The sequence below is a fragment of the Actinomycetota bacterium genome, assembly GCA_040757835.1.
GTDB lineage: Bacteria > Actinomycetota > Geothermincolia > Geothermincolales > RBG-13-55-18 > SURF-21.
The window spans coordinates 33,115-46,740 of record JBFLWJ010000006.1 but is presented as its reverse complement, the minus strand read 5'-3'; the positions used below and the strand labels follow the sequence as shown (position 1 = coordinate 46,740).

Annotated in this window: 10 protein-coding genes; all 10 read right to left on the bottom strand. The window is 62.7% G+C overall.

The features are described from left to right. Positions 1-5: 5 nt before the first annotated feature. Positions 6-1,556: an MFS transporter gene (locus AB1384_07350; protein MEW6554085.1), complete on the bottom strand. Its 1,551-nt coding sequence runs from the start codon at positions 1,554-1,556 to the stop codon at positions 6-8. Positions 1,557-1,630: 74 nt separating this feature from the next. Next, the gene (locus AB1384_07345) at positions 1,631-2,362 is read right to left on the bottom strand and encodes a ZIP family zinc transporter (protein MEW6554084.1); all 732 of its coding nucleotides are present in this window, start codon (positions 2,360-2,362) and stop codon (positions 1,631-1,633) included. After that, complete coding sequence (locus AB1384_07340) at positions 2,359-2,946, bottom strand: AI-2E family transporter (protein ID MEW6554083.1); 588 nt, start codon at positions 2,944-2,946, stop codon at positions 2,359-2,361. Before AB1384_07340 ends, AB1384_07345 begins: the two co-directional genes overlap by 4 nt. Before the next feature lie 304 nt (positions 2,947-3,250). Beyond that, positions 3,251-4,852 carry a sugar transferase gene (locus AB1384_07335; protein MEW6554082.1) on the bottom strand — a complete coding sequence of 534 codons (1,602 nt, stop codon included), beginning with the start codon at positions 4,850-4,852 and terminating at the stop codon, positions 3,251-3,253. Then, positions 4,818-5,972 (bottom strand): glycosyltransferase, encoded by a 1,155-nt coding sequence (locus AB1384_07330; GenBank protein ID MEW6554081.1) that lies wholly within the window; start codon positions 5,970-5,972, stop codon positions 4,818-4,820. The genes AB1384_07335 and AB1384_07330 overlap by 35 nt, the downstream gene beginning before the upstream one ends. A 487-nt stretch (positions 5,973-6,459) precedes the next feature. Next, positions 6,460-7,449 (bottom strand): methyltransferase domain-containing protein, encoded by a 990-nt coding sequence (locus tag AB1384_07325; protein MEW6554080.1) that lies wholly within the window; start codon positions 7,447-7,449, stop codon positions 6,460-6,462. After that, positions 7,449-8,435 carry a lysophospholipid acyltransferase family protein gene (locus tag AB1384_07320; protein MEW6554079.1) on the bottom strand — a complete coding sequence of 329 codons (987 nt, stop codon included), beginning with the start codon at positions 8,433-8,435 and terminating at the stop codon, positions 7,449-7,451. Before AB1384_07320 ends, AB1384_07325 begins: the two co-directional genes overlap by 1 nt. 18 nt (positions 8,436-8,453) lie before the next feature. Beyond that, the gene (locus AB1384_07315; protein ID MEW6554078.1) at positions 8,454-9,428 is read right to left on the bottom strand and encodes a hypothetical protein; all 975 of its coding nucleotides are present in this window, start codon (positions 9,426-9,428) and stop codon (positions 8,454-8,456) included. Between the two features lie 391 nt (positions 9,429-9,819). Then, positions 9,820-10,509, bottom strand: coding sequence for a hypothetical protein (locus tag AB1384_07310; GenBank protein MEW6554077.1), 690 nt, complete (start codon positions 10,507-10,509; stop codon positions 9,820-9,822). Positions 10,510-10,693: 184 nt separating this feature from the next. After that, entirely contained in the window at positions 10,694-13,228 is a 2,535-nt protein-coding gene (locus AB1384_07305) for a S8 family peptidase (protein ID MEW6554076.1), read from the bottom strand. Positions 13,229-13,626: the final 398 nt, after the last annotated feature.

Here is a 13,626-nt window from a genome sequence, read left to right as displayed (position 1 = left end):
GGGCCTCATCCGTCCCCGGCGTCCTTCCTGGGCTCCGTTTTCGGGAGGAAGACAGATGCGGCCAGACCCAGGAGCATGACCGCCGCCAGGACGATGAAGGACATCTCCATGGCGGAGGAGAGGGCGGAGTCCACGACCTCCGTCGCCTCCGGGACCTTGTCCTCCGGGATGCCCGGCGGGGGAGAGGTCTGCATGCTCTGCACGTATTCCACCAGGCTCTCCTGTACCTGCTCCTCGGACATCCCCACGGCCAGGCTCGAACCGCTTATCTCCGTGACCAGGCCGCTGAACAACCCCAGGAGGAGCAGCACCCCGATGAGGGCCGTACCCATTGAGTAACCCAGGTTCTTCGAGGTGTTGAGGAACCCGGAGGCGTCCGCCTCCTGCCCGCTGCCGCCCGCGGACATGGTGATCTCGGTGAGCTGGGAGAGCAGCAGGCCGATACCCACGCCCAGAACCACTGATCCCAGGATCAGGTCGGGCAAGATAGTGTTCACAGAGAAGTCGTCCCGTAGCAGGAACAGCCCCACCGCCGCCACCGCGAAACCCAGCATCACCACGTATTTGGGACGGCGCAGAAGGATCAGGAAGCGGCGGCCGGCAAGGGAGAAGACAAAGATAGAGAGCGACAGGGGGAGCAGGGCCACCCCTGTCATCATCGGGCTCACCTTGTTGACCTGCTGCAGGAAGATGGGTATTACCAGAAGCACCGCGGCCAGGGCGACCTGCTGGATCATCGAGGTCAGGTTGCCGAGGTCGAAGGCGCGGCTCTTGAGCAGGGAGGTGTCGAAGAGCGGCTCCTTGCCTCGCCGTTTTCTCCCGCCCTGGTACCAGAGAAAGACCACGAAGAGGGCGATACCCGGGATGGTCAGCAGGGGGACGATGGGCCAGAAGTCGGGCGTCCTCAGCAGCAGCACTCCGAAGATGAACAGGAACATGGCGATGATGGACATGACCGCCCCTCCTTTGTCCAGGTCCTTCCACCCCAGTTCGGGCTCTGACTCGCTCAGGCGGGACCTGAGCAGCAGGATGGCGAAGACCAGGAGTATCTCGGAGGCGAAGACCAGCCTCCAGGTGAGATAGGAGGTGAAGAAGCCTCCGACGATGGGCCCCACGGCGGCGCCGGTCGCGGCGATCCCGCCCCAGATCCCGAAGGCCAGCACGCGGTCCTTGCCGGTGTAAGCGGCGCTGACAAGGGTGGTGGTGGCGGGGAGCATCATGGCCGCTCCCACCCCCTCCAGGAGCGCCCAGCCGACCAGGAGCATCCAGGCGTTGAGGCTGCAGGTGGCGATGAGCGTCCCGCACCCGTAGATGATGGTGCCGATGAGGAAGGTCCGCTTCCTGCCCAGGATGTCCTGGAGCTTGCTCCCCAGCATCATGAAGGAGGCTATCACCAGCGCGTAGATGGCGATGATGGCCTGGATGAAGCTGAGGGAGGTGTGAAGGTCCTCTACCAGCTTGCTGATGGCGACGTTCATCGCCGAGGAATCGAGGACGATGATGAAGATGGCCATGCAGGCGACGATCACCACCGACCATTTACCGCGCCCGGACATCGCTGTCCTCCCCTCATGTCGGTGTGACCTGCGACTTGACACACATACTAGCAGATGAGCGCCCTTTGTGTCACTCACTCAAGCACGGAGAGCACGGCCGCCGCAAGATACCCCAGTACCGTGAACAGGCCCACCACCTTGCCCCCGTGTTTGAACGCCTCGGGCATCATGGTGTCTGCGAGCATGGTGAGCATGGCTCCCGCCGCGAAGGCCTGCAGGTATGCGCCCTCGATGACTTTCGCCTGTTCGGTGAAGAGGTAACCCAGGCCGGCGGCGGCAGCGGAGGCCAGGAGAAGAGACAGCCACATGAGCAGTATCCTCCGGTCGGAACGCCCTTCGGCCTGCAGGCATACCGTCCCCGCCACGCCCTCGGGGATGTTGGAGGTGAACACGGCGAAGAGGAAGGCAGTGCTCACCGAGCCGCCCAATCCGAGACCGATCCCCAGGATCATGGACTCCGGCACGCCGTCGAGTAGCGTGCCCAGGAAGATGGCCATGCCCGAGCCTCCCCCCTCGCCCCCGCTGATATCCTTGCGGTGCGCGCCCCCCAGGCGGTCGATGAACCAGTCGCTCGCGAAGAAAGTGAGGGCCCCGGCGAAAAACGCGATCATTATCCAGAAGCCCCCGCCGAGTGTCGATTCCGGGACGAGTTCGTAGGCGATGGCGCTGATGAGGGTGCCGCTCCCGAACCCCATGACCATGCCGGTCATCCGCTCGGAGGGCTTGTGGAGTATGGCGATGGCGGCCCCGATGAGAAGGGCCGCCGCCCCGATGGCACCCCACATCGCGGCCGACAGCACGCTCACGTCCGGTTCACAGCTCCGATCTTTTCCGCCCCGCGGTGGGCGTAGTTGAGCACGAAGAAAAGGATGAAGAAGCTGAGGAACATGCCGAGCCCCAGGGAGGCCATGCTCGCCAGTCCGTTGAACAGCTTGGAGGCGAACCCGCCGGTGAGGTTCTTATACGCCGTCTCGGTGGAGGACTCGGCCCAGCCGGCGATGTCCTGGCTTATCCGCGCGTCGCCCAACCAGGTCTCTATATCCGCGAAAGCGTCCTCGATGGTCTGCACGATGGACTCTCCCTGGGTGGCGATGCCGTGGACGATCATGGCGACGGTTCCCGCGACCAGGGCTATGATGATGATACAGATGACGGCGCCGAGCCAGCGCGGGACGTGCCAGCGCGCCAGGAAGTTGACCAGGGGAAGGAAGATCACGCCCAGGGCGGCAGCGATGACGATGGGCAGCACCAGGGACTTGGTGGCCATCAGGTCCAGGAAGATGAGGGTGACGATGGCGATGATGCCCAGGGTGAACCAGCTCGCGCCGCCGAAGCGCCGCAGCCACATGCGGTAGGGTTTCAGCGACCACCAGTCGTCGTGCTCGAACACCGCCCGCCTCCTTGTCCATAGCCACCCATGGTTTGGGGATGCGGCGGGGAAACGGGACCGTGCAGACATCGGGGACAGAACGTCCGGAAACGGGTCCCGCCTCGCGCGCCTCGAAGTCTTCTTCGCTGTGGGGGTGGCGGTGTCCTTTGGCTGCTGGGCCGGGATGTGTTTCATGCGTGGAAACGGCGCGCCCGCCTGGGGCTGACGCAGGCCGGGTTTCAATCAACGGGCAATACGAAACCGGGTGGCGGTGGGGCCACCCGGTTCCCCCCAAACCCCCCTACGCTATTGCACGGGCCGCTTTTCAGTAGGCGCCGTTGGATGAGATGATCGCCGAGAAAGTGCGCATGATGATCTTAAAGTCGGTCCACAGCGACCAGGTCTCGATGTAGTAGAGGTCGAGCTTTATCATCTCGTCGAAGGGCAGGTCGCTGCGGCCGCTCACCTGCCACATCCCGGTGATGCCGGGCTTCACGTTCAGCCGTTGGAAGTGCCACTCCTTGTAGCAGCTGTATTCCTCCTTGAGGGAGGGCCGGGGCCCCACCAGGCTCATCTTGCCGGAGAGGACGTTGAAGATCTGCGGCAGCTCGTCGATGGAGAACTTGCGTATCCACTTGCCGACCTTCGTGATGCGTGGGTCTTCGGGGTCCTTCCAGATCAGCCAGTTCTCGTCCAGGTTCCCGTTTCCGTTGACCAGCTCGGCCTGCATCTTGTCGGCGCCGTCCACCATGGAACGGAACTTCAGGCAATTGAAGCATTTGCCGTTCCTTCCCGGCCTTTTCTGCTTGAAGAATACCGGCCCGGGCGAGTCCAGCTTTATCGCGATGGCGGTCACGACGAGGATGGGCCAGGTGAGCAGGAGCACTATGGTCCCCAGTACGTAGTCCTCGGCGGCCTTGAGCAGCTTGCGGTAGCCCTCGATCTTCTTCTGCCGCAGGCGGATGAGGGGGATGCCGCCGATCTCGTTCACGGTTATCTCGTCGGTGATCACCTCGAAGAGCCGGGGGATGATCGAGCACTCAACGCCCGCCTTGTTGCATTTCGAGGCCACGTCCAGGAGCTTCTCGGAGGTCGCGTTGGTGAAGGCTATAACCACCTTCTCGACGTCGAAATCCCCGATGATGCGGGACATGTCGTCCAGCCCCCCGAGCACGCGCAGGCCGTTCAGTTCCGGTTCCTGGAATTCCTTATACAGTGGATCGTCGTCGATCATGCCTATCGGGCGCAGCCCGAAGGAGTCGTGGTGGATAAGCTTGCGCGCCACCTCCTTGCCCACCTTTCCCGAGCCTATGATGAGGGTGTTGCGCATGACCACATCGTTGATGCCGGCCGCGGAGAGCAGCACCTGTAGCACCAGGCGGCCGGTGAACAGGAAGAGGATGCAGAGCATCCAGAAGAAGACCAGGAACCCGCGGGTAGAGACCGACGAGTCCAGGAGGAAGGACATGATGAGCAGGAAGATCAGATAGACGTTGACCGCCCCCACGATCTTGGGGATGCGGTCGAGGATGCGCACGCGCGTGCGCGTGTCGTACATCCCGCATATCTTGAGCGCGAAGAAGAGGACGGGCGAGGCCAGCAGCATGGCCATGGCGATGCCGCCGAAGGACACCAGGTTCTCGGGGGGGAAGGTCCGCAAGACGTAGGCGTTCTCGAAGCGGATCCAGTAGGCGACCCACATGGACAGGAAGAACGCCAACCCGTCCATGAGCAGGCGCGAAGCGACCCGCACCACGACCTCGACCTGCTTGGAAACCGGCCGCTCCAGCAGGCTCATCTCCGCTTCGGAGAGGATGGCCATGAGTTCCTCGTCCGCCAAGCCCGCGGACGCCTGCAGAGAGAGTTCCACCTCCGAGGTGACGATCTCGGTCTCAGACAACCCGTTTTTCGTCAGTTGCTTGTCCATGCTCCTCCTCCGTCTTCGTGTGCGGTGCGGGCACGCTTACCAGGTGCCCCGCTTTGTTGAGAGTAGCCGGATTATGCTCAAAGCGTCTCCACGCCTTCTCCACGTAAGCCGCTATACGCTCCTTGAAAACCTCCACATCGAAGGCGAGGGCCTGGCGCCTAACTCGATGTGGATCAAAACGGCCGGCATCGAAATCCCTTACGGCCTCCATCAAAGATTCCCCGTCCTGGCGATCGAAAAACATCCCGGTCTCGCCCTCCACCACCGTCTCGAGGGCCCCGCCGGCGCGGTAGGCGATGACCGGCCGGCCCGCCGCCATGGCCTCCAGCGGCACGATCCCGAAGTCCTCTTCCGGCGGGAAGATGAGGGCCTGGCACCGGGAGTAGAGTTCCCCCAGTTCCGTGTCGCCCACCCGGCCGAGAAACTCGATGTTGGGGCCGGCGGCCGCGCGCAGCGCGTCCAGTTCCGTCCCCGTGCCCACTATCTTCAGCGGCAGTCCCAGGCGGTTGAAGGCCTCCACCACGATATCCGCGCGCTTATAAGGGATGAGCCTGCCCGCCAGGAGGAAATAGTCGTCGACGGTGGGGGATATGCTCAACCACGAGGTGTTCACGGGAGGATAGATGACGTCGGCGTCCCTGCGGTAGTATTTCCGGATGCGCTTCGCCACGTATTCGCTGATGGCCACGAAGAGGTCCACGCGGTCCGCGGCGCAGCGGTCCCATACCCGCAGGTAGTTGGTCATGTAGGGCATGGCCGCTTTGACCAGCGGGTTGAGGATGCCGTAGCGCGGGTTCTCCAGGTAATGGTGGTATCCGCTCCAGTAGTAGCGGATGGGCGTGTAACAGTAGCAGATGTGCAGGGTCTCCGGCCGCGTGATCACTCCCTTGGATTCGGCATGGCCCGAGGAGATGACGACATCATATGCGGAGAGGTCGAAGCGCTCGAAGGCCACCGTGCGCAGGAAGGGGAAGGCCTGGTGCTTGGTCTTGGCCCAGGGCACCTTCTGCATGAAAGAGGTCCTGACATCGCAGCCCGCGAGCTGCGGGAACTGTTCCGGGGTGAAGACAGAGGTGTAGATGGGAGCGTCCGCGTACATCTCATGTAACGTCAGAAGCACCCTCTCCGAGCCCGCTATACTTGTAAGCCATTCGTGTACCAGGGCAACCCTCATCGCTGTTCGTCAGCCCTTCTTCGTCTCGGCGCCTTCCGTCTCGTCCTTACGTCCGGCGTTTGCCCTCCTGTTCTATCGGAGGAATTAACGGTGAGATGCAGAGGATGGGAACCGGGGTCAAGGCCGTTTATCGGGATAAAAAGGAAGGATCACGAAAATTGATTCTTCGCCCGAGTGGACCAAAACCTTTTGCGCCCGCGTTTTTGTCCTCCAACACCCCCCGTCAGTGCCCGTTTGCTTGCTTGATACTGCCCTCGTTCGTCTGCTTGTTTACCCAGTCACCATACCGAAAACCGTATACATATTATCTAACATTGTTTAGATGATTTATCAAGTTACTTCAAGGTAAGTCACACAAAAACAACCCGTTCGTAACAACATCGTAACAAAATTGCCTCCACGGCCGGGTTTGAGGTCGTCACCCGCTTCCCCATCATCGTCCCACCACCCCCGGCCGGTAGGCGACGGCGTTCCAGTGCCATGGATAGCGCGAGAGCAGCGGAAGCCTGCCCAGCGCCTCGTCGACGGGTATGGCCGCCTTCTCAAGGGGGAAGGCGCGCAGGGTGCGGCCGACCGTCTGCGACAGCTCGGTGGAGAGGAAGAACAGGGCCGCGGAGATATAGCCTGCGGGCTGCAGCGCCACCCGCTCGAAGCCCGCCTCGCGCAGCAGCCCCGCGAGCTGGGGGGCCGAGAAGCCCTCCGTCAGTTTGTCCGCCTCCGAGACCATCTCCTCCACGGCGACGGGTTTGCCGGCGATGCGCTTGAACAGTCCCAAGAGCAGTTTGCCCAGGGGGTAGATGGTATGGTTCTGCCAGCTGTTGGGCTCGGTGCCCAGGGCGAAGATGCCGCCGGGCCTCAGCACGCGCCTGATCTCGCGCAGGGCGGTGAGCGGGTCGGGCAGGTGGTGCAGGGAGGCGACGGTAAAGGCACCGTCGTAAGACCCCGAGTCGAAGGGCAGGTTCTCCGCGTCCACCAGCAGGTGCGCCGAGGTCTGCGCGAAACCTTCCCCGGCGTGTAGTCGCCTGGCTTCCGCCAGCGAACCCGGGGAGATGTCCGTCTCCACCATGCGATAGCCATCACGCAGCAGCTCGAGCCCGTCGTGTCCCAGCCCGCACCCCGTCTCCAGGATGAGTGAGCCGCGGGGCAGCCTGCGCAATCCCTCCAGGAAGGCGGCGTGGTAGTGGTTGTAGAAGGGGCTGCCGCACCAGGTGGAGTGCATGCTCAGGTAGTAGTCGACCTTCTCGGTATAGTGTTCCCGTTCGGAGAGCTTGAGGGCGGAAGAGCCGGGAGGTATGAGGTCCCACATACCGTCTAGCCTGGCGTAGGCGGTGGCGCAGGCGGGACAGGTGAGGTAGGCGTCACTGCGGTCGAAGGGGCCCTTGCATACCGGGCATCGCAGGATGTCGTCGGCTACACGCATCATCACCCTCCTCTCCCGCTGTCGCAGGTCTGCCCCCACAGACCGGGTATCCCGAACCAGCTCATCCACTGCCCGGGGGCGTCCCTGACCATGTCCTCGGCGGTGGCCGCGACCTCGCCCATGATCGAGCGGATATCCGCCTCCCGGTCACCGCTGGAGGCGGCCGCGATGGGCGGGCGGAAACTCAGCACGTGCTCCAGGGCCCTCCGCCCCTGCAGCAGCTGGAAGGGGACGATGGCCGCGCCGGTATCCAGGGCGAAGCGCGCGATCCCGTCAGCCAGGGAGGCGGTACGGCCGAAGAAATCAACCCTGCAACGGCCGGGCACATCGATATCGATGCCCACGCGCTTCCCCCGCTCCAGGTGCTCGCGTACCCTGCGCACGGTGTCCTGTCCGGTCCAGAACACGGGGCACTCCCGGTCACAGCCCAGCTCCTGGCCGTAGAGGGCCAGGGTACTGTAATAGTTTTCCACCGGCGACTCGCCGGGGTGCAGGAAGATGGGGGTATAGGCCTTGTCGAGGCGGGACATCACCGCGATGCGCGTGGCGTTGGCCCCCTGGTGGACGGCGACCAGGATGACCCCCTTGCCGGCGGCGTCGGCCCCCTCGAGGTGCTCCATCCCCTCCACCCGCAGCCCCCGCATGTAATCTTCTCCGTGGCGGTGCATCATCGTGAGTTCCAGGGCGGGCATGAGCAGGGCGCAGCAGGCGCGCCGGCCGATGCGGGAGATATCCCGCGCTCCGCCTGCCTCCGGCATGGCCGCACGGATCTTGCCGTCCAGCCGCCGTCGCATGGGGGGGAACGCATAGTAGGTGATGTACCCGGCGGACATGAAGAGCGCCTTCATCATCTCCGGCGTAAGCAAGACGGAAAGCAGGCGGTTGAGGTGAAACAGGCCCAGAAGGGCGAATTCCACCACCTGCAGGAAAAGGCCGGCATCGGTCCCGCCAATCTCCCTGCCGTCACTGCTCGCATCGCTCGCTAACATCAACCGACCGACCTTGCGTCAACCCTGCTTCTTGGATTTGCCTTCCATGATCTCGCGGGCGCCGTCCCAGAAGCTCCACAGCCCGAACCAGCTGATCCACTGCCCGGGGATCTCCCCGATGATCTCCTCGCCGTAGTTGACGACCTCCTGCAATACCCGCAGTACCTCGCCCTTGCGCTCCGCGCCGGTGTCGCAATCGACGACGCCCTGGATCTTGAGGGTGTTGTCGAACGGTCCCTTGCCCCGCCGCAAGGAGAAGTTGACTATGGGGGCCCCGGAATCGTATGCGAAATGCGCGACGCCGGTGGCCAGTGCCGCCGGCCGCCCGAAGAACTCCACGATGCCGCTGCCTCCGATGTCGAAGGTGAGGCCGATACGCTTACCCGCCCTCAGGTGCTCTTTTACCTTGGGGATGATGTCCTCGCCCACGAAAAAGACCGGTTCCTCGACGTCGCACCCGAGGATACCACTGCAGAACTCCAGGGTCTCGACGTAGCGCGGCATGACCGTGTCCTTGGGGTTGAAGGCGATGGGCGTGTACGGCTTGCCGAGGCGCGCCATGACGGCGTGGATGATGCCGATGGATCCGGTGTGCGCGCCGGTGAAGATCACGCCCCTGCCCCGGGCCTCCGCCTCCTCGAGGATGTCCATGCCTACCAGGCGCAGCTCGCGCATGTAGCGGTCGCCGTGGCGCGCCAGCACGAAGATGTCGAAGAGGGGCATGAACACTCCGCTGCATACCTGGCGTCCCAAGCGGTCCAGCTCACGGGGGTCGGTGAGGTGGGGCATGGCGTCGGTCATCTTCCTCGCCAGCCTGCGCCTCATCCCGGGCCGGGCATAGAAGAAGGCGTAGCCCATGGCCTTGGGTATGAAGTAGATCGCGGAGGGTGGGAGTACGTAGGACAGGGCCTTGATGACGTAGAACTGGGCCATGAACGCGCCCTCCAGCAGACGGAACAAAAGCTTCGGTTTCTCCTGAACGCCCTCTTCCATATTTTTCTCCTTGGTTCTCCGTGGAACAGGTAGCCCCGTGTCCCTGCTCGGTTACCCTTTCGATATCGGCCCCGCCCTCATAAACCCTGAACCTAGAATCTACCATAGTAGATGGGGTCAGGTCTTGTTTCTTGGATACCCCGGTATGTATGGCCTTTTTTACCTCCTTTTACCTGCAAGGACGCAAGCCCTCCATATCTAAAAACAAGACCTGACCCCACGTACTGGCGTAAAACGTCGGCCCTGGTGGTTCGTAACTGTTATGCTGCTTCAGGATCAATAGAACAAGCGTGGGTCTTCTACAAAGGCGCTTGGGGCCATCATGAATGCTGGCTCCGGCGCTACGCATCGCCGGCCGCATGCATGCGCTGGATCGGGCATCAGCATGGGATCAATACGAGGGGATGAGGCTCTGGACGATGCCGTTGGCTTCCTGGATGAGCGCGTTGGCCTGGTCCACCAGGGTGAGGTCGCCGCTGGCTATGGCGTCGAGGTAGAGGTCGCAGGCGTTGATGTACATGTCCATCACCTGGAGCGCCTGGGCCCTCAACCCCTCCAGCTCCGGCGGCAGGGCCAAGTTGGCTGCCTGGTTGCGGTATTCGATGAGGGTCAACTGCGCCGTGTAGATCTGGTTGGCCATCTCCATGCCCGATATGATGTCCTGGCCCGTGGTCTCGATGTTCTGCTGCAGGGCATTGAGCTGCGCGAAGGTGTCAGCGGGGAAGGCGGACTCTATACTCTCGAAGCCGCTGGACTGCTGCGCCTGCTGCTGCTCCGCCAACTCCTGCTCGAGCTTCGCCCTCTGTTCCTCGTGCTCCGGGCTTAGCTTCTCGATGCGCTCCACCTTGTAGTTGCCCGCCTCGGAGGCCTCCACCCAGATGGTCTGCGTGTTATCCTCCCACACGTGTCCGTCTATGGGGTCCCAGACGATGGTGCCGTAGCGCACCTCGACCTTGTCCGGGGTGAGCACAAGGTAGAGGATGGCGACGGCGGTGATAATGGCCATGGCGACGCCCCCGGCGGTTATGCCCAGTTTAGCCCCGCGGCTGAGCCCCGAATACCAGTATGATAACCTGCTCATCTCTCCTGCCTCTTAGCTTCCCTGTATTTGACCCTCGCTCTCCGCCCGGGGTTCCCGCTGTACCGCTGGTGCCGCTAAAAGCTGGATGGTGCCCCGCGGCGGAATGATCCCATACTAGCATGGCTCCGGCAGCCGGGCAACGAAAAGAGGGTTGATATGGCAGGATATGGAATACCAGTACAGCTCAGTTGCAGCCCATGCTCGCCGACCCGCCGTCGATGCCCCCGCAGTCGAAGTACATGGCCCTCTCCACGATCACCGGGACGCCGTTGGCGGAATAAAGGGAAACGCAGACGTCCCCCGCCCTGGCCATCTCGTTCAAGTAGATGGTGGTGCGAGAGCCCGGCTTCAGCTGGTAGGTGCGCGTGGAGGTGATGCCCGCGGCACCCATGCAGGCCATGCGGATCTCCGCCGCCTCGTAGGGGCTGGTGTTCTGGATGAGGATCCAGGTCTCGAACCCATCGCCGGTGTACCCTTCGGCCAGGTCCCAACGCTCGGACGGGGAACGTGCGCCCTCGGTACAGTGACCGCCGTCCCACCTTCCCTGATAGACGAAGTACATGGCCCGTTCGGCAACCAGCCCGTCCCCTCCGCTGCTCACCTTGATGGCCACCTCGCGGTCGGGGGTCTCGAGGTTTACGTGTACGGAGTACCTGGTGTGGGCGTTGACGATGTAGTTGGCCTGCAACTGCCCGCCGTCGGGGAAGCGGTAGGTGACGGTGGCGGTACGGTCGGAGCCGCTGGGGTTATAGAGCAGTAGCCATTCGTCGAAGCCCGGTCCGGTATAGCCCTCGGCGAAGAACCAGGTCGTGGAGGGGGACGGTGACCCCAGGGTGCAGTGCCCGCCGTTGCGGCCACCGTAATCGAAATACATGGCCCGCTCGGCAACCGCGCCGTATGCGGTCTCGACCTTGGCCGAGACGTCCTTGCCGGGCGCCAGCCTGTTGATGTGCAGGGTCATTCTGGAAGCCGGCATCAGCCAATAGTCGTAAGCCTGCTCGCCCCCGGAGGCATCGTAGAGGGTGAGCCGCATGCGGTTGCTGGTGAACCAGGGGTTGAGCACCAGGATATATTCGTCGAAGCCCGGTCCGGTATAGCCCTCGGCGAAGTACCACGTGGTCGAGAGCCCGGGACTGCCGGGCGTGCAGTGTCCGTCGGTGCGGCCGGCGCTGTTGAAGTACATGGAGCGCTCCACCACTATCCCCACGTCGTTCAGGGAGGAGACGCAGGTGGAGACGTCTCGCGAGGGGAAGATGGCGTTGAGGTTGAGGGTGAGGCGGCTACCCCCCTTCAGGCTGTAGTACTGCTCCAGGTAGTTGCCGGAGGGGTCGACGAATTCGGCGCGCAGGGAGGCGGTCTCGGAGTTGGGGTTCTGCACCAGGACGTAGGTCTGAAACCCGGGCCCGGTGTAGCCCTCGGCAAGGTACCATACCGTCTCGCCACCAGGTTCGGGAGGGTCCCAATCTATCGGCTCCGGTTCCGGTTCCGGCTCGGGCTCCGGCTGCGTGCCGCTCACGGCGGCATAGACGTTGACCTTGCCGTAGCCGTAGTTGTTATCGAAACCGCTGGCGCCCAGGTCCGTCGCCGTGTCCTTCAATGCCTGCTCCACCTGGTTGGGTGAATACCCCGGGTGGGCCGCCAGGACCAGGGACGCGCATCCCGCCACTACCGGGGAAGCCATGGATGTGCCGCTCATCTTGCCGTAGCTCCCCGGCAGGGTGGAAAGGATGGATACGCCCGGGGCGGTGAGGTCTTGCTCCTGACCGCGGTTGGAGAAGTACGCCAGGCTGTCGTTGGACTCCAGTGCCCCCACCGCGATGACATGGTTACAGGCCGCCGGGTAGCTCACGCTGGAACTCTCGTTACCGGATGCCGCCACCACTATGACCCCTTTGTTGTGGGCATAGTTCACCGCTTCCTCCAGGGTATAGGAATACTCGGAAGTGCCGAGACTCATGTTGATGACCTCGGCTCCGTGGTCGGCTGCGTAACGGATGCTCGTGGCCACGTCCGAGACATAGCCTGAACCCCGCGAGTCGAGGGCCTTGATGGGCATGATGCGCGCCTTCCAGTCCACCCCGGCCACGCCGGTGGAGTTGTTGCCCAGTGCGGCGGCGATGCCGGCAACATGGGTGCCGTGGCCGTGGTCGTCCATGGGGTCAGAGTTGCGATCCACGTAGTTGTAGCCGGCTACGCACTTGTCCTTGAGGTCCTGGTGGTTGTAATCCACTCCGGTATCGATGATCGCAATAGTAACGTCCGTGGAACCGATGGTGGCGTCCCACGCCTGGGGTGCGGAGATGGAGGGGAGATGCCATTGTTCCGGATAACTGGGGTCGTTAGGGGTATAGGAGGCGCGGGTGACATGGTCTTCTTCCACGAAAGAGGTGAAAGGAAGCGCTCCCAGCAGCTCCCTGAGGCGGGCCAGATCGGTGATATCCGGCAGGCGGATGCGAGCGACGTTGGGGAGCATGAGTTCCGGTCCCTCCCATGCGGGGACTGCATCGAGCAGGGGTTCCAAGGCCGAATGCACTGCATCCAGGTCCGCGGCCGTGGCTACCTGCTTGAAACCCAGAAGGATACGGATCTCGCCGGCCTGGCCAGTCTCCTCAACGGCTGAGAGGGCGGGGGAGGCAAGAGCGAAAACGAGGAAGAGACAGAACAGGAGTACCGGGAAGAACCTGCTCCCGTGATAACCTGGAAACGCACTTGGCTTCATCTGGTATCAGCTCCTATGCATCCTCGCTCATCCGTTACTACGATAACGACATCGAAAAGGCGGGCAGTTTTCCATATCCCCCGAGGGTACTATATTGTCTCGCAGAAGGATGACGCAGTCGGGAACGTTTCGGCGCCGGTATCCTCAATTCACCAGGGGCATTCGATCCACCCGTTGATATCACGGAAGTTAGTGGGTGATATACAGCCGGTTCACCCATCATTTAATGCTCCTTGGCGTGTTGATCGATGATAAGCTCTGTCCTCATTTGGTGTTAGGCAACGTAAGCGACGCGTGTTTCAGAGTCCATAGGAACCATTCGATTACGAGAAATGCTCTCGTTTTTTCCCCGCACCGTGATAATCGGACTTTGCTCACCCCGGCTTGAGATAACCATT